Raw genomic sequence first — 26,452 nt, forward strand, 5'->3', positions numbered from 1 at the left:
AAACGAAAAATAAAAACAGCTGCTATCAAAAGTGATTGACACTTTAAAAATAACAGCTGATTCCATTAAACTATTTCGTTAATTGAGCATCCTTTTGTGTTTCAATAAAATCAAACACTTGTTGACCAGCAATACTGCCATCGCCGACTGCCGTCGTGATTTGACGCAAGCCTTTTTCACGAACATCGCCAACCGCGTAAACACCAGGAATTGAAGTTTCCATCTGCTCATTGGTTAAAATCCAGCCAGCATCATTCGTGATACCGCTGGCTTTGAATGGTTCTGTCAACGGATCTAAACCAACATAGATAAAGACACCGCCAGCAGCTTCTTCTGTCACTTCATCCGTTTTTACGTTTCTGATTTGCACGCCAGTCACGACCATCTCATTGCCTTTGATTTCTTCAACAACAGAATCCCAAATAAAAGAGATTTTCTCGTTGGCAAATGCGCGATCTTGAATGATTTTTTGTGCTCGTAATTCGTCACGACGGTGAACGATCGTTACTTCGGAAGCAAATTGTGTTAAGTAGATAGCTTCTTCGACTGCCGAGTCGCCTCCGCCAACAACAATCAAGCGTTTGTTACGGAAAAAGGCACCGTCACAAACCGCACAGTATGAAACACCGCGTCCCGCGAATTCTTCTTCGCCTTTGACGCCTAACTTTCTATGTACGCATCCTGTGGCAATGATGATTGTTTTCCCTTGATAGGTTTTGTCTTCGGTGGCAACTTCTTTGAATTCACCTTGATCCGTGATGCTCTGAACGATCCCATAGGCATTTTCAACACCAAATTTAATGGCACCTTCATACATTTTAAATGCTAATTCAGGGCCTAAGATTGATTCGTATCCTGGGTAGTTTTCAACTTCAGCCGTATTGTTCATTTGACCGCCAGGTGCGCCTCGTTCAATCATTAGTACTGATAAATTCGATCTTGACGCATAAAGCGCTGCTGTCATCCCCGCAGGGCCTGCGCCGATGATAATTACATCATACATATATTTCCCTCCAATTTGGACTACCCATACTTTACTTTCAAAAGCAAATTCTTTCAACTCATCTGCTTACAAAAAATAATAAGATATTCCTGCTTTTACTTTTGAAAATTACATTGACTTTCTTTTCAATTTTTGTAAAATTTTCACGATACGTCTATTATATAGAAAATAAGGAGTCCTTACAATTGAATAAGAAAAAACTTTTAGGAAAATCAGACCGTGAACTGCTTTTCCTCAGCTGGCCGATTTTTGTTGAGCTATTTTTGCGGGTCGTTATTGGGAATGTCAACGTTTGGATGATTTCTCATTACTCCGAGCCAGCAGTAGCGGCCGTCAGTGCTGCCAATCAACTATTGAATTTAACGGTCTTTATTTACGGTTTCATCACCGTGGGTACTCAGATCATTATCGCACAATTGATTGGTGCGAAAAAACGCGACCAGATACCGAAAGTCATCAATACCGCTCTTTTTGGCTCATTGTTCATCGGGATTTTGATCAGCTTAATGTTCCTTTTCGGCTCAACCTATCTCCTTCGTTTCATGGGATTGGATGCTGAATTAGTTGCTTTAGGTCATGGATACTTACAAGTGTATGGGGGAAGTCTGTTCCTTTCATCGATCACGGCGGTCATAATTGCTGTCATGCGTAGCCACAGTTTCACAAAACCTGCGTTATTGGTGCCGATGTTTGCTAGTATCCTAGCCGTCATTGGGAATTACTTTGTCTTATATAGCCCCTTTGGTTTACCGAATTTTGGTGTGACCGGATTGGCATTTTCTAGCGTCTTTGGTAATTCGATTGGTTTAATAATTGCCGCAATGTTGCTGAAGAAGCATGTGAATTTTTCTGTTTTATCTGCCCGTTTCTCGAATGTCTCTTGGGGTGTGATGAAAAACATTTTGACTTACGGATTGCCTTCTTCTGGCGAGTCTCTTTCCTATCAAGGAGCGCAAGTCGTAGTGACGATGATCGTGGCTCAACTTGGTGCCAGCGTCTTGATTGCAAAATCTTACGTAACAGCTATCACCCAATTTGTTTATTTGATTGCCTCCGCATTGAGTCAAGGGAATCAAATCATGATTGGCCGCAATGTCGGTGCTGGAGAATACGATCGCGCGCATCAGCGAGGCATGCGCACGATGGTGATCGGGATCATTGCCTCGGTAACGATCTGTTTATTGACTTACTTGTTTATTGAGCCAATCATGGGAATCTTTACCACCAACGCGGAAGTGATCGAGATTGCCAAAGGTGTCTTTTTGGTAGAGATCGTTTTAGAAACGGCGCGTGCAGTCAATATGATCCTTGTGGGTTCCTTAAATGCAAGTGGCGATGTGAAGTTCCCATTGATCTGTAGTCTAGTTGTTCTATGGGTCATCAGCTTACCGTTTTCCTATTCACTGGCGATCGTCTTTAAATTCGGCTTGATCGGCGTTTGGATCGCTTATGCCATTGACGAAGCATTGCGCAGCGTCTTAATGATTTATCGTTGGCACTCCGGTGTATGGAAAACTAAATCTGTCGTTCATCCACAAGAAACAGAACCCGAAGTATTGCCAGAAGCATAATTAAAGTCCAGCGGTCTCGGTGACTGCTGGACTTTTTTGTTTTCCATAAAAAATAAAATGCGCCAAGAAGTTTGCTTGGTTTTTTTGAAGACTTTGCTCTATACTTGTCTCAGAAGCTATCGACTACGATTTACATTAAAAGGAGCGTTTGCTATGTCAATCTATGACTACCAAGCAACATTGGAAAATGGCGAAACTTATTCGCTAGCAAAATACGAAGGTCAACCGCTAGTGATCGTCAATACAGCTACGAAGTGTGGTTTGAGCCCGCAGTTCAAAGAACTACAAGGTCTTTATGAAACTTATAAAGACCAAGGATTGGTCGTTTTAGGGTTTCCTTCTGATCAGTTCAAACAAGAAGTCGGGTCAGCCGAAGAAGCCGCAGCCGCTTGCCGAACCACCTATGGTGTCGACTTTCCGATGCACAAGTTAACAGTGATCAATGGAAAAGACGCGGATCCCTTGTTTCGCTATTTGGAAGAAGAAGCACCTGGCACGCTAGGAAAAGCCATTAAATGGAATTTCACGAAATTCTTGGTGGATCGCCAAGGTAAAGTCGTTGAGCGTTTTGCTCCCCAGACAAATCCTCAAAAAATGATTCCAGAAATTGAAAAAGTTCTTTAAAAAACAGAGAAAGGCGATTTTGAGGACAAAACATGTCATCCTTAAGGTCACCTTTTTGTGATTGCTGCAACATAAACATTATACAACAATCAAATTGGCGCTTGTCAAAATATCTGAATGTCTATTTCTTCTTAAAGAAACCATTCGTTACAAAGATTTCAAAAAGACTTTAAAAAAACTGCAGTGGATCCCCTTTGATTTCTCAACGGGATCAACTGCAGCTTCTTTTGATTAGTTATTCGATAAATCTTCACCATTTGAAGCAATCACTTGTTTGTACCAATCAAATGATTTTTTCTTGGTTCGTTTCAAGGTGCCGTTTCCTTCATTGTCACGGTCCACATAAATGAAACCATAGCGTTTTTTCATTTCACCTGTTCCAGCTGAAACTAAATCGATACAACCCCAAGTCGTGTAACCCAATAAGTCGACACCATCTTGTTCAACCGCATCTTTCATTGCTTGGATATGCTCTGCCAAATATTGGATGCGGTAATTATCTTCCACATAGCCATCTGCATCTGGTGTATCCACAGCGCCTAGACCATTTTCAACGATAAACAATGGTTTTTGGTAACGGTCATAAATGTCATTCATTGTAATCCGCAAACCAAGTGGATCAATTTGCCAACCCCACTCACTTGCTTCCAAGTATGGGTTTTTCACAGAGGCAAAAATATTGCCAGCCGTTTGTTCTAACAATTCAGCGTCCGTTGTTGATACGCGTGAAGAATAGTAAGAGAAAGAAATAAAGTCTACGGTGTGAGCTTTCAACAGCTCAAGGTCGCCTTCTTCCATTTTGATTTCGATCCCATTGCGTTCCATTTCTTTCAGCGCATATTGTGGATATTCCCCACGTGATTGAACATCAATAAAGAAATAGTTTTCGCGATCTGCTTTGCGTGATTCCCAGACATCTTCTGGTTTGCTTGTATATGGATAGTACGCGCCAGCAGCCAGCATACAACCTACTTTGTTTTCAGGATCAACTTCGTGAGCGATTTTCGTTGCGATTGCGGATGCCAACAACTCGTGATGAGCCGCTTGATATTTCACTTGCTCAACGTTATCGCCTTCTTCAAAATAAAGTCCCGCTCCCATAAATGGCGCATGTAGAATCATGTTGATTTCGTTGAAGGTCAACCAGTATTTTACTAATCCTTTGTAGCGGTTGAAAATCACGTTACACAAGTTTTCATAGAATCCGACTAATTCACGAGAACGCCATGCTCCGTATTTTTCAACTAAATGCATTGGGCAATCAAAGTGAGTGATCGTTACTAATGGTTCGATCCCATATTTGTGGCATTCTTTGAAAAGATCTTCATAGAACTTCAAGCCGTCTTCATTTGGTTCTGTTTCATCCCCTTTAGGGAAAATCCGACTCCAAGCGATCGACAAACGGTAGGTTTTAAAGCCCATTTCGCCAAATAGCGCGATGTCTTCTTTGTAGCGATGATACATATCGATCGCTTCTTTTGCTGGGTAGAAATGTTCGTCATCAAAATCGAACATTTTCATTTGACCAGTAATGACTGGAAAACGATCTTTGCCGATCGGTACCACGTCAACGTTTGCCAAGCCGCGTCCTCCTTCTTGGTAGCCTCCTTCACATTGATTGGCAGCTGTTGCGCCGCCCCATAAAAAGTCTTTTCTAAATGCCATGTTTCTTTCCTACTTTCTCTTTATTTAACTAGTTCGCGATCAAGTTCGCGGGCTACTTCATCTTGTACTTCTACGCCTTCTTTTTCAAGACGTGCGATCGTTTCCTTAAATTTAGGCAAGTGATCTTTGTGGGCAATAAACAGTTCGTCCATGACACGTTTTGCCGTATCACCTGATGGAACCAATGGGTTGATGGTGAAGGCTTGTAATGCGATATTGTAATCCCCAGTCACAGCTGCTTCGATCGTTAATAATTCCATTGCTTTCATTACCTGTAACCAACCTTTTTCAGCTGTCGGTAACTCACCAAAGGCAACATTTCTAGCCCCTTGTCCGCCAACGTAAGCTGTTACTTCGACTACGCAATCGGCAGGAAGATCTGGAACGGCGCCTTCATTTTTTGTTGAAACAACGATTTGGGTATTTTTATTGGCATAAATGGAAGCAATCGTTTCACACGCTGCATCTGAGTAATACGCACCACCACGTTTTTGCAGCTGTTCAGGTTTATGATCCAATTCAGGGTCTTTGTACAACTCAAACAATTCGGCTTCGGTTTGTTTCACTTGCTGTGCACGGGTCCCAACAGTCTTGTATTCTTCGATCGCATGATTCAGCATTTCTTCTTGACGATAGTAGTAACGATGATAACCGCAAGGGATCATCTTCATTTGTTCTAGCTGTTCTTTGTAAAATGGAATATCAAAGATATTCTTCGGTAAGCCATTGTCTTCTTCATACATTTTATCAATAATATCCATCGTTACATCGTTGCCGTGTGAATCAGCAACTTTGTGCCAATGGAAGTGATTCAATCCTGCAAATTTGTAGATCAATTCGTCCGGTTCTTTACCGATCAAGGCTGGCTCAATCATGGTTGCCATGACTGGCACATTACACAACCCGATCACTTTGTCCCATTTTCCGTAACGCACGATTGCTTCAGTCACCATGCCGCTTGGATTCGCAAAATTGATCAACCAAGCATCCGGACATAAACGTTTCATGTCTTCAACAATTTCAAGAATGATTGGAACCGTACGGAACGCTTTGAACATTCCGCCAGGGCCGTTGGTTTCTTGACCAATCATGCCATAATAAGCAGGAATTCGTTCATCTTTAATGCGGGCATTCAGCAACCCTACTCGAAATTGGGTCGTAACGAAATCAGCATCTTTTAGCGCTTCTTCTCGATCCAATGTCATGTGGATTTTTACATCGTAGGGTGACGCATCCCACATCCGTTGTGCCATCGCACCAACGATTGCTAATTTTTCTTTTCCTGCTTCGATATCTACTAGCCAAATTTCACGAATCGGCAATTCTTCATAGCGTTTGATAAAGCCTTCCATTAACTCCGGGGTATAGCTGCTGCCGCCACCAATGGTTGCAATTTTAATTCCTTTTGTCATTGTATTGCTCCTTTGCTATTTTATTTACATTCTTATTATCATTCATAAAAACATTTGATTCAATGTAAATAGCATATTTAGAAAAAGCGTTTGCAAATCTCGCTTCTTCTTGCAGATGTTTTGTAAAAAAGATTTACAAAGAGCATCAAATAAGGAATAATTAGGATGTAAACGATTCGCTAGGTACTGAATAAAAACGAATTTTTGTAAAAACCATTTACAAATAATCATAAAAAAATGTAAAAAGGAGCATATATACCATGTTGTTACAAGAAAAAATGCGCCAAATCAAACTAGCACCAGCGGAACGATCGTTGATCGATTATTTATTAGCCAACCCGACTGCGATGGCGGATCAAACCATTAAGGAATTGTCAGAAAAGACCTACGTTCATCCTTCTACTTTTATTCGGATTGCCAAAAAATTAGGCTTCAATGGTTGGCTCGACTTAAAAACGGCCTTTGTGGAAGAGCAAACTTATATGAGCAGCCATTTTACAGATGTAGATGCGAACTTCCCTTTTTCCTCCCATGACGGCATTATGACCATCGCCAAAAAGTTGGCAAAGCTTGAACAAACAACGATTGAAGATACGCTTTCCTTGATCCATCATGATGAATTACAAAAAGCGAAACAATCGTTGCTCAACGCCAACCATATCAAGATCTTCGCCAGTAATGCCAATACCTTGATTTCTCAAGACTTTGTTTTGAAGATGCGGCGTTTAGGAAAAAACATTCACGTCTGCGACACCTTCGGCGAGAGTGCTTACGAGGCATCTAACTGTACCTCCGATACGACCGCGATCTTGATTTCTTACACCGGTGAAAACAAAATGGTCAAAGAAATCGGTAAGATCCTTGCCGAGCGGCAGGTTTCCATCATTGGCATGACGAGTATCGGGGAGAACTCCTTGGCGAAATTAAGTAATTGTGTTTTGAATATCACGACAAGAGAACGGCTCTACTCAAAGATCGCCAACTTTACGATCAATACGTCCGTTTGCTACTTGCTGGATTTGTTGTACGCAGTCGTCTTTTCGGAGCATTATGAAAAAAACTTGCAGCATTTGATCGATATTGGCATGGCTTATGACAAGCGCCCTACATCATCGACGATAATCGCTGAGCCAACCTACGATAAAAATCTTCATTATAAAGACTCACTGTTTCCCAATTAAATGACTGACAAAAAGCGATCGCTTCACATGGGCGATCGCTTTTATCCTTACGTAGAACTTGTTAGAAAGTTTTTGGCTAAACTAAAGCCGTGATCAAATCATCGGAACAGCCTACCTCACGTTTGTCTGACTCGATGATATCCAAATAATCGGCGGAGTTGGTGACTAACACTGGGGTCTCAATATTAAATCCAGCTTTGATCAATGCATCCTTATCAAAGGTGATCAATTTTTGTCCGCGAGTCACCGTGTCTCCTTGCTTCACATGGGCTTCAAAGTATTCACCGTTTAATTGAACAGTATCTAAACCAATATGGATCAAAAGCTCTAAGCCGTTCTCAGAGATCAACCCAATGGCATGTTTGGTTGGGAACAAGGTCATTACTGTTCCGTCAAAAGGAGCCACAACTTCGCCTTTTGAGGGATGGATCAAGATGCCTTTTCCTAGAATCCCTTGTGCGAAGGCTTCATCTTTTGCACTGCTTAGTGGTGCGATCGTTCCTTCAACAGGGGAAGTGATTACTTCTTTCCGAACAGTCATCGCTGGTTGTCCTTCTGCGATTTCTTCTTCCACCGCATCATCTTTCCAGAAAGCCATCGTCAAACCAAAACCAATCGCTGCAGCGATCAAGATCCCGATGACCGAGAACCACATGCCACTGGCATCGCCTTCTGGAGTGATATAGTTAAAGATTCCAAAGACGCCTAAACCACCAGAGGTATAGCTCGTTGTGCCATTGATCATTAAGAAGGCACCTGCGACCGCCCCACCAATCATTGAGAAGAAAAACGGCATTTTTTTCGGTAACGTGATCCCATAAATTGCTGGTTCTGTTACACCAAAAAGTCCTGAGATAATGGCTGGTGGACATAGAGCTTTTAGTTTTTTGTCTTTAAGTTTAAAGTACATAGCCATCACTACCGCTGTTTGGGCAAAGCTGGCACCAAATGATGCTACCAAAATTTGACTGTAGCCGAGCTGTGTCACTTGCATAATGTGTAGTGGCACAACTGACCAATGCAAGCCGAAAATAACCAAGACTTGCCAGAAGAAGCCTAATAACAAACCATAAATCGCTGGAGAGAAGTCCATCAATGCTTCAAATCCTGAGCTTAAAAGATCCGTCAACATACTGATCACAGGTCCAATCACCAAAAAGCCAATTGGCAATGCAATCAATAAAACCAAGAAAGGCACTAAAAATGTTTGGACAACAGACGGAATGATTTTCTTCGCCAATTTTTGAACTTGTGCAGCGAATGCGATGATAAAGATTACTGGAACCACACTACTAGTATATGTCGCACCAACCCACGGAATCCCTAAGAAGGTTTCATACGCTGGCAAGCCTAATAAGCTATAAGGTGCAGCAGCTCCCTCGCCAGCTCCGGCAACAAATGCCGCTTGCAAGGCTGATCCTTGAATCGTCGGATAGCAAAGCGCCGACCCGATCACGATTCCCACCATTGGATTTAAGCGGAATTTTTTTGCTGACGTATACCCTAAAATCACCGGCATAAACATGAAGATCGAATCACCGATCGCATTGAACATCACATAGGTACCAGTCGTTGTTGTATAATCGATCAAACCTGTTGTACCAATAAAAAGCAACAGTGCGTTTAGTCCTTTGATCATCCCAGCCGCACACAAAGCACCTAAGAAGGGTTGGAAGCAGCCGCTCAAAATATCGATCAAACGATCAAACAAGTTGCCACCTGAGGCTGTTTCTTCAGCATCACCACTGATTCCTGCAACATCGATAACTTCTGCATAGACATCTGGCACATGGTTTCCGATAACCACCTGGTATTGACCGCCACTCTTCATGACCGTCACGACACCTTCCATGTTCTTTAAGACTTCATCATTTGCGACGCCTTCATCCTTTAATTTAAAACGCAGGCGTGTGATACAATGCGTCAAGCTATTGATGTTCTCTTTCCCACCGACATTTGCGACGATTTTTTCTGCTAATTCACGGTATTTTCCCATTTTTGATTCCTCCAATTTTTTTGTATTGAAGGTTTAGCCAACTGAATGTCACTATCCAAAATGTTTCGTCTTTGATATGCTGCTTCTTAACTAGCGGTCCTAAAAATACGTTTTAATAAAAATCATTGCCAAAAAATTATTCTTTCTTCTATATCTTGCACTGAGTAAAACTCTTTCTCCTTTCTTCTTTATTTCAATCAACGATTTTTTTGCACAAGTCTGGCAATATGAATCGTTAAATACAAACTTTCGTCACTGGACATTTGATACTGATACTGATTTTCTAATAGTTCAGCGATTTTTTGTACGCATTGATACGCATTTCGGTACTTCACTTTGACCATAGCCAAAAGATCTTCATCGGTTTCATCCGTATGAGGGGTATGGTTTTGCATTCTTGAGACAAAAAATTTCAAATGCGTAGTGAAGCGATAAAAATAAACGGACTCTTCATCAAAGGTGGTTTTGAAAAAATATTTAACAATGTTAATAATGTCTTGCATCGTTTGGGTTAGCTCAGCAATATTGCCTTGGTCACCATTTTCGGTTTGCGCATTGACCAGATGCAGAGCAATAAAGCCAGCTTCATCATCTGGCAGCTGAATCCCGTAATGTTCTTTGATTTTTTCTACTGTTTTGCAGCCTATTTGGTACTCATCGGGGAAAAAACGCTTGATATCCCACAATAAGACATTTTTGACCGTCATTCCTTTTTTCGATCGTTCAATGGCACAGTGCATATGATCTGTCAGCGAGATGTAGATGGAATCATTGATGGGGGATGACAATTCTCGCCGAGCATACTCAATGATCTCATTGGATAATTCAAGATATTCCAGTGGTAAGTCAGCAAGCAGCTCTTGAAATTGAGATAAGATCGTCTGATTTTCTAAGCGATATACTTTATCGACCGTTTCTGAAGAAATGTCATCTCCCACTTTTTTCTTAAAGGCAATCCCCCGCCCCATAACAATAATCTCGTTTTGACTTTGATCGGTAGTGATCACAACATTATTGTTTAACACTTTACTGATTTTCATGTCCTACCCCCACTTACTTTATCATTGCGGATATGGTTCATTGCTTGTCTTTATTGTTTAGCCAACAGTCAACACAGAAAAAACCTCATGAAAGCAGCGCAAATACCGCAGCTTCATCAGGTTTAGCTTGTTAAAAATCAACAATCACTATCCATTAGAACCAGTTCTATTATCTTTATCATAGCAAAGGTAGAAAGCGCTGTCAATCGTTGTTCGTTATTTTTATTTTTCATCCCTTCCTTCTTTTTTTCGTACAAAAAAACCTTAAAAACGAGAGTCTTTAAGGTTAGCATTACTATCAAAGCTATTAAACTTCACTTGCCTGCAAACGGTACATATCGGCATACAACCCTTTTTGAGCCAAAAGTTCATCATGGGTGCCTCGTTCGACGATCGAGCCTTTATCAAGCACCAAAATCAACTCAGCATCGCGAATGGTAGACAATCGATGGGCGATCGCGATCGTGGTTCGCCCTTGACGCATATTTGCCAAGCCTTCTTGGATCAGTCCTTCTGTTTCAGTATCGATATTGGCAGTCGCCTCATCCAAGACCAGCACTTTCGGATCGGTCACCATCGTTCGGGCAAAGGAAATCAATTGCCGTTGCCCGCTTGAATAACTGGCACCCCGTTCAATCACTTTGGCGTGGTATTTACCAGGTAGTTTTTGAATAAAGGCATCTGCTTGAACAAATTTTGCTGCTGCTTCGATCTGTTCTTCACGAATGTCCTGATTCAATAAGCGGATATTGTCAGCGATGTCCCCATAAAACATGAAAGCATCTTGCAATACGAGTCCAACTTTTTTCCGAAGCTCTTCCATCGTGAAGTCGCGGATATCTTGATCATCGATCAAAATTTGCCCTTCCCCAAATTCGTAAAAACGCATCAACACATTGATGATCGAGCTCTTGCCACTTCCTGTGTGACCGACTAGAGCCACGGTCTCACCTGGATAGGCGATGAAAGAAATATGATTCAATACGTTGTTTTTTCCATCATAGGAAAAACTGACATCGCGAAATTCAATTTTTCCTTTGGTGATGGTTTGACTGGCATCGGAATTTTGCTGCGGCGTATATTCTTCGTTATCCATAATCTTCAAAATCCGGCTGCCGGCTACCATCCCATCAGTAAAGACGCTGAGAAAATCCATCATCTGTGTCATTGGATTAAAGAATCCTTGAATATAGGTCGTAAAGGCGAAAATTAACCCAACTTCAATCGGCGATTCTAAAGCATCAAACCCAAAGAGCGTCAATGACAAGGCGATCGCTAAGGCATACAACAAACTAATGATTGGTGATAGTAGCAGCGCATTCGTGCGGATCATAGCGTATCTGGTTTTCAAATAATCATCGTTGGTCGCTTCGAATTCTTCATTCAGCCGCGCCTCTTGACGGAATTGCTGAATGATCTGCATACCAGAAATCGATTCATTCAATTTCGTATTCAGCTGACTCAGTTTTTCCCGCATTTGACGATAGATACGAGAGCTGAATTTTTGATAATACCAGATGACTACCATTAGGATTGGCAGAAAAATCAAGTTTAGTAAGGCAATTTTGACGTTGATGCGGAACATGGCGGCAAAAGAAGAAACCACCGCAAAAATTCCTGTCAATACCATCAAGAAGACATACCAAAATTCATACAATGTTTCTGTGTCGTTGCTGACCCGTGAAACGATCGAACCCGCTGGCGTCTGATCGAAATAGCGCATCCCAAGACTATGCAATTTTTCAAATAATTTTGCTCGAATATATTGATAGGTTTTTAAAGAACCCATTGAATAAAGGAACCATTGGAAAAACCAAATCACGGCTTTTACCAACACCCCAAAGAAATACAACGCAGCAAAGAAATAAATGACTTGCTGGGTCGCCGTCTGATTGGTCAAATAATTATCCATAAAGGTTTGAATGATCAAAGGCAACAAGATATTGACGATCGATAGCACAAAAGCAAAAAAGATCGCTGCATAGAAGGTTTTCCGAAATGGTTTGGCAAAAAGAAACATTCGTTTGATGATGTTTTTTTGCTCTTTAAAGGGAATCGATTTGCTCCATTCTGATTCTTGCATTAGGCTTCACTCCCTTCGATTTTGGCTTCTAGTTGCTGCTTGTCCCACATTTTTTTATACCAGCCATTTGCAGCCAATAATTGTTCATGGGTCCCACGTTCACTGATTTTCCCATTGTCGATCACGAGAATTTCTTCTGCATGCTTGACACTGCTTAGGCGGTGGGCAGCAATGATCGTTGTTTTATTCTGACGGAATGTCCGTAATTGTTGTAAAATAGCTTCTTCCGTTTTGGCATCTACTGCTGAAAGGGCGTCATCTAAAATCAATAATTCTGGGTCAGTGATCAAGGCACGGGCAATGGATAAACGCTGTTTTTGTCCGCCGGAAAGAGAAACACCACGTTCCCCCACCATCGTTTCGTACCCTTCAGGAAACTGACTGATATCCTCGTGGATCACTGCTAATCTAGCAGCCGCTTCAACTTCTGCTTGAGAAGACCGTGGTTGCGCGAAGCGGATATTGTCTCGAATCGTCATGGAAAATAAGAAATGATCTTGCGGAACATAACCGATCGAACCCAAAAGAGCATTCAAAGAGTATTGCTTGCTGTCGATGCCCCCGAAGGTGATCGCCCCATCAAATGAATCATACTCTCGCAACAAGAGCTTCATCAAAGAGGTTTTTCCTGCACCAGTTTTCCCGACCACACCAAGTGTTTGCCCGGCAGGCAAAGTAAAGTGGATGTCTTGCAGGGCAAAATCATCTCCTTGATAGTGAAAATCATTGATTTGAACGTTCACCGTTCCTTGGGCTGGGGTATCGACCGCATCTTTGGCTTCAATGATATGGGTCTTTGCCGCCAATAATTCGGCAACCCGATCATAACTTGCATTGCCTCGTTCCAGCACATTGAACAGGCGTCCGATGGCAAACATTGGCCAAACTAACATACCGATATAACTGATGAAAGATACCAATTGACCGATCGAGATGGTACCGTCCATGACATAATTGCCGCCAACGATGATCGTCAGCACATAGGAGATTCCAATGATGATCGTAATAAACGGATCAAATAAGGCATCCAGAAAATTGACTTTGCGGTTTTTGATGATGGCATGGTCGATTTTGGTTTGAAAATCAGCGATGTCCTCTTTTTCCTGTCCAAAGGTTTTGATGACTTTCATCCCAGTAATACTTTCTTGGGCTTTGTCGTTGATGGAAGAAAATGCTTCTTGCGAGTCACGAAACGCATCATGCAATTTGCTACCAAGAACCCGTGCCATGACTGCTAAGAAAGGCAGCGGCAATAGAGCAATGATCGTTAACCGCCAATCGATAAAGAGAACCATCGCAATGATGGTAGCTCCACCAGAGATGAAGGAATCAGCAAAGGTCAAGATCCCCGCCCCTGCCACATTCTGGATGGCATTCAAGTCATTGGTGGCATGGGCCATCAAATCACCTGTCCGATGCTTTTGATAAAACAACTGATCCATCCTTGTAAAATGTGCAAATAACTGTCTGCGTAACGTTTTTTCTAGCCGAGCGGCACTGCCCCAGATATGCGTTCGCCAGACAAAACGAAACACATATTGAGCGATAGCTGAAGCAATCAAGATCATGACCCAAAAAAAGATCGTCTGCATCGAGATCTCTTTTTCAGCAATTTCATCGATGATGATCCCGATAACTTTGGGAGGGGCCAACTGTACCAAGGCGACTAGGACTAAAGAGCCTACGCCTAACAAATAATGTTTCTTTTCTTGTTTAAAAAACCAACCTAACTTCCTAAATATTGACATAACACTCTCCATTTCTTTGTGACCTGTTGCCTAAATTTTGCGATTTTTCCGAATATTTATTAGATTCAGATTCGATTGCTACCCCGCTATTCACAGAACGTAAATAGAAAAAGCAGCCTGGGGACATTCTTTTAGTTTCTTCATTTTGCCGCAATAAAAAGCGAGCTGATAAAATCAGCCCGCTTCTTAGAAAAAAACCTACTTTTGGTTTTTCATTTGCTGCATCATCTGACGAATCTTTTTCTCAGAAGGTTTTTGACCCATTGACATCATCATCGAGCGAAGCATATCCTCATTAACGGGAGGATTTTTCTTTAGATAATCTTGCATATATTTACGCGCCAAAAAGAAGCCGCCGACAGCGCCTAGTAATGCTGCAACAACAGCGATCACGATTACGATTCCTACACTAACCATTTGAAAACTCTCCTTTCTCTTGTACTCTCAATGAATCATTTTACTAGAAAAAAACACAAAAAGAAAGAGTGAAAGTTGGATTTATCCAAAAACTTTCACTCGTTTCCTCAACTTAATGCGACATCTCTTTTATTGAATAACCAATTTGTTAAAAGGTAGATTAAAACACTATAAACAAGGATCCCGATCGCCATTTCCCAATAGCCCAATCCCGGATCAAAGGCAGTCATCTGCATGTCAGGACTATTTAATAAACTCGGTATCTGCTCTTTGATATTCATAAAATTAAACGGGTTCCACTTCAGCCATGGGTATTTTTCTTGAGCAAAAAGCATGATCGAGTTGATGATGCTGCTTCCAAACAACATACCCAAGCCTAAGCCAACCGCCAGGCTTTGAGAGCGAATGACGGCTGAGATAAAGATGGTCAATGCAATATAAAAGACAATCAATAGCAAGTTGGTTCCCGCAAAAACAAAGGCAACGAGAATCGCCGCTAGCCCGTTGTAGCCAGTAGCAGCAAAAGGTGATTCAGCTGCTAAAAATAAATTGGCGGCTGCTAAACTACTGATTAGTAAAACAGCAGTCCCTAAAAGCGCAAATAAAAACGTGTTGATGGCTTTTGCTGCTAAGATTTGGCTTCTGGAAAAAGGCCGAATCAATAAGAACTTGATTGTTCCACGACTGAACTCTTCCGCCACTGAAGAAGCTGCCACAATCACCACAAATAAGTTTAAAAAGGAAGTCATGTCGCTCAAAGAAGCGAATAAATCATTGGCACCAATCTCGGGACTACCTAAGCGAACCACATAGGTCAACCCAAAAGTCATTAGAACCAATAAAAGCAGCATGATCCAAGTAGAACGTTTTTTGGTTAATTTGATCCATTCATTTTTAATCAATGTCAGCATGCTTACAAACCTCCTTCTTCGGTCCAAGCCAAGAATGTATCTTCTAGAGAAGATTGCTTTGTCCGTAGTTCTTTCAAGCCGATCCCAGCCGTCACGATCGCTGCAGCGATTGCCGAACGCTGATCTGTTGCTAGAGTGACTTGCAATTCATCTGCAACCTGCAAGACCTCGACCTCAAAGGAAGCTTTTAACATTGCTTCTGTTTCCGCATTATCATCAGTTTTAATAATCAGTACATTTTTCTCTGCTTTCAACTCTGCCATTGCTACTTGATGAGTGACTTTTCCTTTTTGCACCACGATCAAATGATCGGCAATTTGTTCGATATCGCTTAATTGATGACTGGAAACTAAGACAGAAACGCCTTTTTCTCTCAAAGAAAGAATCATTTCTCGAAACTCCCGCATGCCTTTAGGATCCAGGCCATTCATCGGTTCATCTAAAACTAATAAGTCTGGTTGATGGACCAATGCCTGGGCAACACCTAAACGCTGACGCATCCCTAATGAATAGGTTTTGACTTTTTGATGGATGTGTCCTTCTAAATGTACCTGACGAATAAGAGCTTCTAATTCTGCTGTCGTACTTTTTTTCTTCGCCATGCGCTGATACTGCATCAAATTTTCATAGCCTGTCATATAATTATAAAACTCAGGATTTTCAACGATCGCACCGACTGAGGCAATCGCGGTTTTAAAAGAAGAATCCAGTAAATTCCCCATAATGGCAATCGATCCTGTGTTGTGCTTCATCAACCCAACAATCATCCGAATGATCGTCGTCTTCCCAGCCCCATTAGGCCCTAATAAACCAACGACTTGTCCTTGGTCCACCACAAAGGAAACATCCTCAATGATTCGTTTGGTTCCAATCAATTTGGAAACATTTTGCAGTGCTAATACTTCTGTCAAAGTTACCCCTTCTTCCTAACACCTTTTCTGCAACGATTTTAAATAAAAAACGTTATGATAATATGTATACCATGCCATCTCTGTAAAAAAAAGTCAAGAAGCGAAAAAGGAACGACGATGTTCCTGTTTTTGCTTCTTGACACCTGTGTTTATCAAAGTCGCTTTTCACTTTCGCCTTACTGCCGAAACTTACGAAATTATAAGTTCTGTCTGCTCAGCCAACCCACGCGGCTGATTATTTACATGGTACGATCAAATCGATTGGGCAAAAACGAGCTTTTCAAAAGCTGCCTTGTTCTTGGCACTTCTGATCTGTTTGATCGTTTGTTTAAGTTGTTTCCACTCCTTTGCGCTTGGTTGACCGTTCCAATAAAAGATATAGGGCTGTTCTTCCTCAGAAAATTCTTGATGAATCGGATAATCACTGATGACCAAATCTGGTTTTTGAGTAAGTGAAAGATGCGCCATCGCTCGATGCGTTGCATTCAATAGTCGGTTCTTCATCCAAAGTTCTTGCGTTTTTCCGTATTTCGAATGGATCGAGAAAGTGACTGGCTGTTCATATTTGATAAAAATAACTCTCAATAACATACAGTATTGGAAAATCAATCGGTCATTCTTTTGCAGCAATGCACGCAAATCAGGTAAAGAAACAGTCGCTTCCTCAAAAAATCGTTTCACGGTCGGATAAAGCACTGGGAAAGCCGCTTGTAGCTCTTGCTTGTCGGTCGGTTTACCAAAACTATCACTTTTTTGTCGGGTACCAAAAAGGTTGGAAGCAGAATGGATCATTACGAAATTAACTAGTAAATAGTTTTTTTCAGCATCGGTAAACCTCAGACGAAAACACTGGGCTAGTTGTTCAACAAGTAATACTTCTGGCTGATACTTGGGTTGGGTCAACCACGAGAGTTCCGCCTCGCAAAGATCCTCTTCAAGATAGGTGTTCATTACGCCAAACATAAAATACAAGAAGCTGCATTCAGGCTCCGAGATTTCAGTTAGAGAAAGGTGATTGCCGTTGAATAATGGCTTTAAAAAGACCTCAAAAAACTGATTCCTTTCAATCAGTGGATGTTCAAAGGTACTTACTTCCTCTGGTAAAAAAGTGATTGGATGCTTTTGATGAATTCTTTGCAGGGAGATAGCGAATAGATTAAGAAACTTATCGATATCGATTTTTCTCATATAAGAAGCATGAGTTTCAAACAAAGCCATAACGCTTTCTTTATCCTTGATCGATGCCACGACCTGTGAGTGCTTCTCATCGAAAATCTGCCAATAGGTTAAATGATAAAAATAGCGGATTGCGTATTCCTCACCTGTCAAGGGATCTCCTTTCTTCAGACTATAGGACAAATGATAGTTCGCCAAAATGTGATTTAGTTCTTTCAATTTTCGTTGGACCGTTCGGAGACTGCTGAAGGTTTTGAGGCTGAGTTGTTCAAGGGAGTGATAGTCCCCATGAAAGAGTGCATCGAGTAAGATAAACCCAACGGTTCCCTGTAACAATACATTATATGCTTGACTCAATAAAAATCGTGGAGAAAAAGCAATCACCACTTCTTTTTCTTGTTCATCATAAATCAACGTAAACTGAGGATAGCGGGCACAAAACCATTCGACTTGTTGCACGATCGACTGCATTTTATTCGTTCTCCTATTGAAAACATCAGAAAGCTCTTTAATTGTATATTTTGGTTTGTTCGTTTCGTAACAATAACTTAGAAACTGAAAAATTTGTTTTTCTGTGGTATCCAAAAGTGCGTGTAACATGAAAATTCCCTCGCTTGTATGGTCAGCCAAAGCTGTTTTTTGCTTTGAATCTATCACCTTACAAAATTGTAAGCTGTGAATGTTTGGTGATCGTACCACTGTGCCCTCTTTTCTGTCAAATTACTTTTAACAAATTTTCCTTTTGTTATCTGTATATTTTCATAAAAAAAGTCTGACGCCTCAAAACGATCGTCAGACTAATTATGAATTACGGCAAAACAACACGTGATTGTGCATTCTGGGGAAGAAATTTCCAATCGTGGGTTATCAATTTTCTCATGATTTTTGGGTATGTTCGTTACAGCTTCTCATCATAAAATAACTTTCGCTTCAGCCAGTAAAGAAACACAGTCAGAACCACTACTAGACCAAAGAGTAGATAGCGAAGATTGGTAGTTTTGCTGCCGGTTTTCGGTAGTACGGCTGCATTGACCTCCTTGCCACTGCTTATCTCCGTGGGTTGAAGTTGTTCCTTTTTGTCTTGAGAAGATGTTGTCGCTTGGTGCTCTTCTGTACGGACACTAGATGAAACGCTCGCCTGACTTTTCTGGGATTGATTGGCTGGCAATCCTTTGGTTTTCTTTTGTGAATCTGAATGCTTTGACGAAGCAGATTCCTTCTCGGTAGACGTTATGGCTGTCGCTGCGTTTTCTTGACAGCTCTCTGTCTGACTTGGCTCGCTTTTAGTGACTGGTTGGGTGCTGACGGTTTCCGAATCACTGATATCGATAGTGCTTTGTGTGCTTTGGATGTCTTCACTGGTAATTTCAGCCTCAGAAGTCGTTGGACTCGTCGATTGAGACTCGCTAAATTTCGGCTCGATACTACTAGAGGAAGCGCTTGTTGCTACCGTTTCGTTTGAGCTTTTACTTGTCTCAGCTGTCGTACTCTCATTACTGCTTGGCGGCGCGGTTACTTGCCAATGACCGGGCTTCAGGTTTTCAGTTATTGTTGTTTCACCATCATATATAACAACTAAATCAACTTTATCCATACTTTTTATCTCATCAATAGCCATCTCCGCATGGATCCTTAAGTAGTTTTCAACACCTGAAAACCAATCGACTTTCGTTAAAACTGTTTCGCCGATCACTTTTTCACTGTGTCCGTTCCCATCCCAACCATAAGTTAGTAAGACACGAACCTTTTGTGAAGTCAGTGTTTTGTTCGGACGTACCGGAACCGTGATCATTTTCAAGGCTTCGTCATAAATCACTCGGTTCGTTTGTACAGAAAACGACAGATTTCCTCTGGAACGTTCTTTTGCTGAAGTATGATCGAAACCAAACACAAGAATCAATAACCCTATTAGCAGTATTGTGATTAATACACCAACCAGTTTTCTCATTTCCTCACTTCCTAAATGAATATTTCAAGATAACTTGATAAAGAAATTATAATAAAATCTCAGAGAAAACATGCGCCGAAAAAAAAAGGAAAGTGGCCATAAAATGGCATCTTTCCTTTAAATAAGTCTTTATTAATTTTTCTTCCAAGTAATAAAACTGCCTCCAAAATTTCAGTTTCTATCTACCTGATAAATTTACTCCAACCTAACTTCAATGCGCATCCTGCTAAAACCATTCCTATTGCAATCCATAAATGATTAGACACTTCATTCGTTTGAGGAAAGTGCTGTTTTTCTGATTGATTATGCAAATTATTTGTTTTGGATAACTTATTGATCCCAGAGGATGAATTTTCAGGTGACACCGCCCCAGTATTACTAGAACTACTCCTGTTAGTTGCTTCGGTGGATTCACTGGTGCTACTGTCGCTACTTGGTTCCGTACTACTACTAGTGCGGCTTTCACTACTTGGTTCCGTGTTACTACTTGTACTGCTTTCACTACTTGGTTCCGTGTTACTACTTGTACTGCTTTCACTACTTGGTTCGGTGGTACTACTTGTACTACTTTCACTACTTGGTTCGGTAGTACTACTAGTGCTGCTTTCACTACTTGGTTCTGTGCTACTGCTGGTGCTGCTTTCACTACTTGGTTCCGTGCTACTACTTGTACTACTTTCACTACTTGGTTCGGTAGTACTACTAGTGCTGCTTTCACTACTTGGTTCTGTGCTACTGCTGGTGCTGCTTTCACTACTTGGTTCCGTGCTATTACTGGTGCTGCTTTCACTACTTGGTTCTGTGCTACTGCTGGTACTGCTTCCACTACTTGGTTCGGTAGTACTACTGGTGCTGCTTTCACTACTTGGTTCCGTGCTGCTGGACTCCCCTGGTTCACCGGTTCCGCCACCACCGCCACCATAGCGTGGCGTATAGCCAGTAATACTGCTTGTTCTTGGCACATCATTGACCACGGCATCAAGGATGCCCCGATTGGTATATTGTTCCAATGAACCATCCGTTTCTGTTTTGTAGGTAATGTAGATCCGTTCCTCCGTATCCCGCAAAGGAATTTCAAAGGAGCCATCACTATTTAAAACGATCGGTACTTGCTCAACATACGTTGGGTTGGAAACGCTGGGGCCGTAAACCACTCGGGCAGTCGTACTGATGAGTGTCTGATGGGGACCTAAAATATCAATAAACGTTCCATCTTTGATCGTCACTTGATTTGTATCAAACGAGTTGATGTACACACGCCAATCAATAATCCGTTTGGGTTCTTGCGTACCTAAATACAGTCCTTGTTTGGTGAGTAAGGCTCCCTCCCCTGTATCATCCACTGCTTGAATAAAAATAGGCACCGATTGCGTTCCATTTACTGTTTCGAAGTTGATGTTGTTGATTTGGTTCTCTGTCACTTCATCGCTGAACTTTGTTCAAAAATAAAAGTCCCCGTGTACATTGGTATTTTGTTCGACAAATTCCGTGAAAACAAAGGTCAGCTGATTGCCAACTTGGGTAACATTGACCACTAAGTTGTTATTTTCATCGTATAAAGCATACGTATTATTGACGCCTTCAATCTCAACTGGCAAGGTGACAGTCGCTTTGTCACCGGCTTTTAAATCTCCTAAATCCTCCAAACTCCAGGTCATATCTATTTTGAAGGAATCATCCTTTTCAATACTTGTGATGACCTCGTTGCGGCAATTAACGATCGATACATTTGTGATCAGGTTGGCACCCACATCGGTTTCCCCATAAACAATCCGGATACCAGCAAATAAAGGAATCAGCAACAGTAAGACTGCAAATGCTTTTCCAAGTCGTGTGATCATTGGTCTCCTCCCTCAAATAAGTGCTTCCCTAAATCCATCGACCGCAGCCTTCACTGTACTCGAAATGAATTTTGCATCTGACAGTTGTCGTGTTCTAACAGTGTCTCTTCGTTTGTTTGACAAAATGAGCGTTACTTAATTTTATCTGCTTTTCAATGATTTGCACAATTAAAAGGCTTCATGGATAGAAATTTAGACAAACTAGCTAATAAAAAGCCAAATCCCAATCAGTACAAACTGAAAGAGATTTGGCTTGAAGAATAAATTACTCTGTAGGATCGGCGATCCTATCAATTTGCTGGAAGTATCGATATTGACAAATCAAGTAAAAAACGATTTGAAAAATCAAAAAGAGACTAGCGATCACACCGTAGTATTGCCAAACAGGCAATTCTACTAAGATACGCAAAGCGGTCATCGCTACCGCGAAATGGATCATTGCAACGACTGTTGGCAAGAAGTACATTACTTGCAGCTGGCGTCGCAGAACTTTGTGCCGCTCCTTCGGCGACACACCTAAAATATGCAAGGAACGATGGTACGCCCCATCTTTATCTAAATCTGCAAATAAACGGAAATAGATAATCGAAGCGGAGAAAATAAAGAAAACCGAACCCAGTAATACCGTGATCATTAAAATGATGCCATTTCCCTGACGATTTTCTTGGAAAACTTGGTATTTCGAGGTATAAGACGTACGCATCGGAATGTCTTTTGCCGCTTCTGACCACTCTTCATCCGTATAGTCACCTTTGGCTTCAAACTCCTGACTGAGCTCTTCGTATTGCTGATCGATCAAGGCATTTTCTTTATCTAAATCCCCATTGAAATCAGATACCAATTCAGGTGTTTCAGCCCATTCTGGATAGTCTAACCAAATAAAACCAGATTCCATATCGTCGGTGGATTTTTGCAAGAGGGCTTGCCACTCCTCAAAGGTTTTATCTGTCACAACTGACAGTCCAAAGTAATCCAGAGAAAGCATTGAGGGACTGTGGACAATCGTAACATCTTTTTTTATACCGGTCTCTGATCCCAATTCGATTGGATAGATACTTGTACGTTCGTTCTCAGGGACTTCTAGAAGCTGTTTTCGACGTGAATAATTAGCACTAAGTGTCATTATTTGATTATCTGCAACAGAATCAGCTTCCTCACCAATTTGTTTCATCATTTTCTGATAGTCGCTTTCTCGCATAATTGAAAAGCCATTCGTCGTATAGAATGAATCATTCGTAACTGCAGATTCATCAAGATTCGCATATGCCCATAGTAAGGAAACACTATCCGTTACAGGCGCATACCCTTTTTCTTCTATAGCAGTTTTAATTTCGTTTACTTTTCCCTCGGTATGATCGAGGTCTTCTGGCCCAGACCACGGAAATACATAGGCTACACTAATTCCTTGGATCGAAGAAAAAGAAGAACTGCCAATCGCCAGCATCACGGAAATCCCAACGAATGCCACGGAGGTACTAATAGCAATCAGACTATACATCGCCGCATTGTCTCGCATGCGAAAAATCCATTCGCTGATAGTCAGCATCCGAGTCCCTCGTAAGAAGGTCGGGCGTTTCTTTAATCGTTTCAATAGAAATACGCTGAACTGATGGAATGACAAAATCGTGCCCGCAACAGTCAACAAGACTCCTAGCATAAGCGGCAGCATCGAGTACGTTTGGTAGCTAAAATAAAAGACCGATCCATAGCCAATTAGTAACAGCACAATTCCTGAAAAAGCCAATGCCCAATGGCTTTTTGGTTCAGGACGTGGCTTTTCATTTTCCTTGATCAATGAGATGATCTGTTCTCCTTGCAAGGCGCGGGTACTGAAAAAGGAGATCAAGAGAAAAATAAAGACATAGATCCCAAAGGTCAATCCTAAACCTTCCATAGGAACCATAAATTTCAGTCCTTCTGTTAGATACATGACATTTTGCGCAATCAGCAGCAATAATTTCGTCAATAAAATCCCTAACCCAATACCGGTCACTGTGGCACAGGTTCCTAAAAGGGCATTTTCGACAAACAAAATCTTTCGCAGATCTTTTTCTTCGATCCCCAAAATCAAGTAGATTGCCAGATCACGTTTGCGTCGTTTTAAAAAGACCACAAATGTATACCATAAAAACAACAGCGACAGTAAAGCGATCACCACAAGTGCGACGGATAGACCGACCTTCGCCAATTCTGAAAGTGTACCGCTATTGGACAAATTTTCTTCCAATTGCGGATGAAAGAGCAAAAGACTAAAGATATAAAACACCATCGCCGCAAAGGCGCTACTGACGAAGTAGGCCGCATAGGTTCGAAAATTCCCCCGCAGATTACGAATGATCAACTGTCTGAAATTCATGACGGCGACCTCCTAAATGTGCTAGGACTTCAAGAATTTTTTGATAAAATTGCTGTTGATCAGCCCCGCGATAGACTTCGTTATACAGCTTTCCATCTTTGATGAAAACGACCCGATCAGAAAAGCTGGCAGAATAAGGATCATGGGTGACCATCATGGTGGTGACCTTAAGTTGCTTGTTCATCTGACTTAGTATTTCCATGACATCTCGTGCTGCCTTTGAATCAAGATTGCCCGTCGGTTCATCTGCTAAAAGCAATTCCGGTTGATGGATCAAAGCTCTAGCAATCGCAACTCTCTGCTGCTCTCCACCGGAAAGCTGATAGATGCGTTTGTCTTTTTTCTCATAGATCCCAAGCTCACGTAATAGCTGTTCCGAACGTTCTTTCATCTCAAGAACCGGCACCCGATCCAATGTCAGTGGTAAAATCACATTCTCAAGCACGCTCAATGGCGAAAGTAAATTGTAGTTTTGAAAAACAAAACCTAGTTGCCGACGACGAAACTCCGCGAGTTTTTGCTTAGATAATTCTAGGGGCTGCTCGCCCTTGATGATCACCGAACCTGAAGTCGGTTTATCCAATGTTGCCACCAAATTCAGCATGGTGGTCTTGCCACTGCCAGATGGACCCATAATGCTGATAAATTCTCCTTCTGGCACTTTGAGATCGATTTGCTGTAAAACCTCAACAGACACTTCCCCTGTATAGGTTTTCGATACATTTTTCAATTCTAGTAAAGCCATCATCTTCACTCCTTTGCTACCAGTTTAGCAGGCGGCACCGCAATCAGTTATCGATTTCATGATAGAAAGCTTACAAAATTGTAAGAAAGTCTTTACGTCCGAAACGTTAATGTAACCGTCGTGCCTAGATTCTCCTTAGAGACCAAAGCGATATCGATATCCAATTGCTTGCTGATCGTTTCGACTAAGTAAAGTCCGATTCCAGTTGCCTCGCCTGTTTGCCGACCATTCTGACCTGTATAAAAGGGGCGAAAAACCCTTGGCAGATCCGCTTCTGCAATTCCGCACCCTTCATCTGAGATCGTCAATTTTCTAGAAAAAGGATCGATCTCAAAATAGACCTTACTGTCTGGCTTTGAGTACTTGACGGCGTTGCTGATGAGCTGAAAGAGCAAAATACCTAGCCATTTTTTATCTGTTGTCACCGTGATATCTGCTTCACTCATCAGCTTCGGATAGACTTCACTGCGAATGAAATTCCGCTTCTGGTCACCGATACTGTGTTTTAACAATTCCAACAGTGAGGCTGACTCGATAACGAAGTCCTCCGTGAAATCTTCCAAGCGCACAAAATTCAGCGCAGTCGCCAAGCCACTTTTTAAGCGATCTGTTTCAGCCAAAAGATCATAGCTATCGACTTCTTCACTTTCAGCCATTAGCGCCAAAACTGAGACAGGTGTTTTCATTTGATGAACCCAGATATTCATGAAACGAATATGATTTTGATGGTGCTGATCTAATTCTGTCAGCCGCTCTTGCTCATGCTGCTCTTGTCCATCGAACTGCTTGCGCCATTGCCTGGAAAGGTAGCCATTGCTTCGGTGTGTCGCTCTTCCATGCTTGATATAATGATAAAACGTAGTATTGGAAAGGTAATCTGCCAAATAAACAAGAACAATGAACAGCCCGAATAGAAGCAGACCATAACCAATCACGAGGTAATTTCGATAGCCATCCAACCAAATCACTAAAACGAACAATGAAATGGCTAGGAAGGTAACGAGTAGTTTAGGTAAATGAACACTTACATATGCTCTCATTCTTCTGTACCTACTACCGATAAGGCGTAACCCTTTCCGCGAATCGTTTGGATCGGATCATTGATGCCCATTGCCGCCAATTTTTTTCGCAAACGGCCAACATTGACAGAAAGCGTATTGTCATCAACAAAACGCTCATCATCCCATAATAGATTTAAAATCCGTTCCCGTTTGACCATTTCTGGGTGCGCTGACATTAAAAGGGTCAATAATTCTCCTTCTCGAACAGTCAGCCATTCACTGGCTTCACGATAGACCATCTTCAACGCTTCCGGATAATAGGTCAATTCGCCAGCTTTCAAGCTTCTCGCCCGATCAGACTGTGCATAATCCCCATAGACTCTGCGAATATGGCTCTTCACTTTAGCCAGCAGCAAGTCATAAGAAAAAGGTTTGACCAGATAATCATCAGCACCGTATTCTAATGCCATCACTTGGTCCATATTGCCGTCACGTGCGGAGATGAAGAGAATTGGAACCAATGAATGTTCCCTGATTTTTTGGCACCAATAAAACCCATCATAATAAGGCAGATTGACATCTAACAAAACCAAATCAGGTTGGATCAGCAAAAATTCAGCTAAAACCGCAGCGAAATTTTCTGGAACAAAGGTTTGATACGCATAGCGGGATAATTGATTTTCCATCATTTTGACTAACGATTTGTCATCTTCGACCACGAATATTTTCATAGAACCCCTCCTGTTTTCTCTAAAGTTTACCAAAACTACGTGAAAAATACTGCAAAATTCCAGCTTTTTTAAAAAAAGTACACTTATTTATT

The 26,452-nt window shown here is 41.6% G+C and carries 19 protein-coding genes and 1 pseudogene; 3 read left to right on the plus strand and 17 right to left on the minus strand.

What is annotated here, in order from left to right:
• Window positions 1-70 precede the first annotated feature (70 nt).
• Complete coding sequence (gene trxB, locus IGI94_RS09345) at window positions 71-1,003, minus strand: thioredoxin-disulfide reductase (RefSeq protein WP_008378419.1); 933 nt, start codon at window positions 1,001-1,003, stop codon at window positions 71-73.
• Window positions 1,004-1,188: 185 nt separating this feature from the next.
• Here trxB and IGI94_RS09350 point away from each other — a divergent pair, with 185 nt between their 5' ends.
• Together IGI94_RS09350 and IGI94_RS09355 are read left to right on the plus strand one after the other, a co-directional pair.
• A complete protein-coding gene (locus tag IGI94_RS09350; protein WP_008378420.1) occupies window positions 1,189-2,574 on the plus strand; it encodes an MATE family efflux transporter in 1,386 nt (461 codons plus the stop codon).
• Between the two features lie 153 nt (window positions 2,575-2,727).
• A complete protein-coding gene (locus tag IGI94_RS09355) occupies window positions 2,728-3,198 on the plus strand; it encodes a glutathione peroxidase (protein ID WP_005235460.1) in 471 nt (156 codons plus the stop codon).
• 231 nt (window positions 3,199-3,429) lie between these two features.
• Here IGI94_RS09355 and IGI94_RS09360 read toward each other — a convergent pair whose 3' ends face one another.
• Entirely contained in the window at window positions 3,430-4,863 is a 1,434-nt protein-coding gene (locus IGI94_RS09360) for a 6-phospho-beta-glucosidase (RefSeq protein WP_400450637.1), read from the minus strand.
• Window positions 4,864-4,883: 20 nt separating this feature from the next.
• Window positions 4,884-6,275 carry a 6-phospho-beta-glucosidase gene (locus tag IGI94_RS09365; RefSeq protein WP_008378426.1) on the minus strand — a complete coding sequence of 464 codons (1,392 nt, stop codon included), beginning with the start codon at window positions 6,273-6,275 and terminating at the stop codon, window positions 4,884-4,886.
• A 260-nt stretch (window positions 6,276-6,535) separates the two neighbouring features.
• Here IGI94_RS09365 and IGI94_RS09370 point away from each other — a divergent pair, with 260 nt between their 5' ends.
• Window positions 6,536-7,456: a MurR/RpiR family transcriptional regulator gene (locus IGI94_RS09370; protein WP_005235454.1), complete on the plus strand. Its 921-nt coding sequence runs from the start codon at window positions 6,536-6,538 to the stop codon at window positions 7,454-7,456.
• A gap of 76 nt (window positions 7,457-7,532) precedes the next feature.
• On the opposite strand, the gene IGI94_RS09375 is transcribed toward IGI94_RS09370, so the two are convergent.
• From IGI94_RS09375 to IGI94_RS09440, 14 genes and pseudogenes are all read right to left on the minus strand, one after another.
• Window positions 7,533-9,452, minus strand: a complete 1,920-nt coding sequence (locus tag IGI94_RS09375) for a beta-glucoside-specific PTS transporter subunit IIABC (RefSeq protein ID WP_005235453.1) — start codon at window positions 9,450-9,452, stop codon at window positions 7,533-7,535.
• 197 nt (window positions 9,453-9,649) lie between these two features.
• A complete protein-coding gene (licT, locus tag IGI94_RS09380) occupies window positions 9,650-10,492 on the minus strand; it encodes a BglG family transcription antiterminator LicT (RefSeq protein ID WP_005235451.1) in 843 nt (280 codons plus the stop codon).
• 307 nt (window positions 10,493-10,799) lie between these two features.
• Window positions 10,800-12,575 carry an ABC transporter ATP-binding protein gene (locus IGI94_RS09385; protein WP_008378435.1) on the minus strand — a complete coding sequence of 592 codons (1,776 nt, stop codon included), beginning with the start codon at window positions 12,573-12,575 and terminating at the stop codon, window positions 10,800-10,802.
• A complete protein-coding gene (locus IGI94_RS09390) occupies window positions 12,575-14,323 on the minus strand; it encodes an ABC transporter ATP-binding protein (protein ID WP_086332450.1) in 1,749 nt (582 codons plus the stop codon). The genes IGI94_RS09385 and IGI94_RS09390 overlap by 1 nt, the downstream gene beginning before the upstream one ends.
• Window positions 14,324-14,521: 198 nt before the next feature.
• Entirely contained in the window at window positions 14,522-14,740 is a 219-nt protein-coding gene (locus tag IGI94_RS09395; protein ID WP_005235432.1) for a YneF family protein, read from the minus strand.
• A gap of 107 nt (window positions 14,741-14,847) precedes the next feature.
• Window positions 14,848-15,651 carry an ABC transporter permease gene (locus IGI94_RS09400; protein ID WP_008378441.1) on the minus strand — a complete coding sequence of 268 codons (804 nt, stop codon included), beginning with the start codon at window positions 15,649-15,651 and terminating at the stop codon, window positions 14,848-14,850.
• 2 nt (window positions 15,652-15,653) lie between these two features.
• A complete protein-coding gene (locus tag IGI94_RS09405; RefSeq protein ID WP_086332451.1) occupies window positions 15,654-16,562 on the minus strand; it encodes an ABC transporter ATP-binding protein in 909 nt (302 codons plus the stop codon).
• A 252-nt stretch (window positions 16,563-16,814) separates the two neighbouring features.
• Window positions 16,815-18,338 carry a helix-turn-helix domain-containing protein gene (locus tag IGI94_RS09410; protein WP_086333088.1) on the minus strand — a complete coding sequence of 508 codons (1,524 nt, stop codon included), beginning with the start codon at window positions 18,336-18,338 and terminating at the stop codon, window positions 16,815-16,817.
• Between the two features lie 298 nt (window positions 18,339-18,636).
• Window positions 18,637-19,686: an LPXTG cell wall anchor domain-containing protein gene (locus IGI94_RS09415; protein ID WP_005235425.1), complete on the minus strand. Its 1,050-nt coding sequence runs from the start codon at window positions 19,684-19,686 to the stop codon at window positions 18,637-18,639.
• A 182-nt stretch (window positions 19,687-19,868) separates the two neighbouring features.
• Window positions 19,869-21,527 (minus strand): annotated as a pseudogene (locus tag IGI94_RS09420) (Ig-like domain-containing protein).
• A 265-nt stretch (window positions 21,528-21,792) separates the two neighbouring features.
• On the minus strand, window positions 21,793-23,883 hold the full coding sequence (locus IGI94_RS09425; protein ID WP_429946699.1) for an ABC transporter permease: 2,091 nt from the start codon (window positions 23,881-23,883) through the stop codon (window positions 21,793-21,795).
• Window positions 23,855-24,631 carry an ABC transporter ATP-binding protein gene (locus IGI94_RS09430; protein WP_008378452.1) on the minus strand — a complete coding sequence of 259 codons (777 nt, stop codon included), beginning with the start codon at window positions 24,629-24,631 and terminating at the stop codon, window positions 23,855-23,857. The genes IGI94_RS09425 and IGI94_RS09430 overlap by 29 nt, the downstream gene beginning before the upstream one ends.
• Window positions 24,632-24,720: 89 nt before the next feature.
• Window positions 24,721-25,668, minus strand: a complete 948-nt coding sequence (locus IGI94_RS09435; protein WP_086332453.1) for a sensor histidine kinase — start codon at window positions 25,666-25,668, stop codon at window positions 24,721-24,723.
• Window positions 25,665-26,360 carry a response regulator transcription factor gene (locus IGI94_RS09440; RefSeq protein WP_008378457.1) on the minus strand — a complete coding sequence of 232 codons (696 nt, stop codon included), beginning with the start codon at window positions 26,358-26,360 and terminating at the stop codon, window positions 25,665-25,667. The genes IGI94_RS09435 and IGI94_RS09440 overlap by 4 nt, the downstream gene beginning before the upstream one ends.
• Between the last annotated feature and the right edge of the window lie 92 nt (window positions 26,361-26,452).

The sequence above is a fragment of the Enterococcus sp. AZ149 genome (assembly GCF_051714285.1).
Taxonomy (GTDB): Bacteria; Bacillota; Bacilli; order Lactobacillales; family Enterococcaceae; genus Enterococcus_D; species Enterococcus_D entomosocium.

Excerpts from the sequence above, each read along its gene's own strand:
- trxB (WP_008378419.1), bottom strand. The coding sequence starts at position 1,003 with ATGTATGATGTAATTATCATCGGCGCAGGCCCTGCGGGGATGACAGCA.
- IGI94_RS09355 (WP_005235460.1), top strand. The coding sequence starts at position 2,728 with ATGTCAATCTATGACTACCAAGCAACATTGGAAAATGGCGAAACTTAT.
- IGI94_RS09360 (WP_400450637.1), bottom strand. The coding sequence starts at position 4,863 with ATGGCATTTAGAAAAGACTTTTTATGGGGCGGCGCAACAGCTGCCAAT.
- IGI94_RS09365 (WP_008378426.1), bottom strand. The coding sequence starts at position 6,275 with ATGACAAAAGGAATTAAAATTGCAACCATTGGTGGCGGCAGCAGCTAT.
- IGI94_RS09370 (WP_005235454.1), top strand. The coding sequence starts at position 6,536 with ATGTTGTTACAAGAAAAAATGCGCCAAATCAAACTAGCACCAGCGGAA.
- IGI94_RS09375 (WP_005235453.1), bottom strand. The coding sequence starts at position 9,452 with ATGGGAAAATACCGTGAATTAGCAGAAAAAATCGTCGCAAATGTCGGT.
- licT (WP_005235451.1), bottom strand. The coding sequence starts at position 10,492 with ATGAAAATCAGTAAAGTGTTAAACAATAATGTTGTGATCACTACCGAT.
- IGI94_RS09385 (WP_008378435.1), bottom strand. The coding sequence starts at position 12,575 with ATGCAAGAATCAGAATGGAGCAAATCGATTCCCTTTAAAGAGCAAAAA.
- IGI94_RS09390 (WP_086332450.1), bottom strand. The coding sequence starts at position 14,323 with ATGTCAATATTTAGGAAGTTAGGTTGGTTTTTTAAACAAGAAAAGAAA.
- IGI94_RS09395 (WP_005235432.1), bottom strand. The coding sequence starts at position 14,740 with ATGGTTAGTGTAGGAATCGTAATCGTGATCGCTGTTGTTGCAGCATTA.
- IGI94_RS09400 (WP_008378441.1), bottom strand. The coding sequence starts at position 15,651 with ATGCTGACATTGATTAAAAATGAATGGATCAAATTAACCAAAAAACGT.
- IGI94_RS09410 (WP_086333088.1), bottom strand. The coding sequence starts at position 18,338 with ATGTTACACGCACTTTTGGATACCACAGAAAAACAAATTTTTCAGTTT.
- IGI94_RS09415 (WP_005235425.1), bottom strand. The coding sequence starts at position 19,686 with ATGAGAAAACTGGTTGGTGTATTAATCACAATACTGCTAATAGGGTTA.
- IGI94_RS09425 (WP_429946699.1), bottom strand. The coding sequence starts at position 23,883 with ATGAATTTCAGACAGTTGATCATTCGTAATCTGCGGGGGAATTTTCGA.
- IGI94_RS09430 (WP_008378452.1), bottom strand. The coding sequence starts at position 24,631 with ATGATGGCTTTACTAGAATTGAAAAATGTATCGAAAACCTATACAGGG.
- IGI94_RS09435 (WP_086332453.1), bottom strand. The coding sequence starts at position 25,668 with ATGAGAGCATATGTAAGTGTTCATTTACCTAAACTACTCGTTACCTTC.
- IGI94_RS09440 (WP_008378457.1), bottom strand. The coding sequence starts at position 26,360 with ATGAAAATATTCGTGGTCGAAGATGACAAATCGTTAGTCAAAATGATG.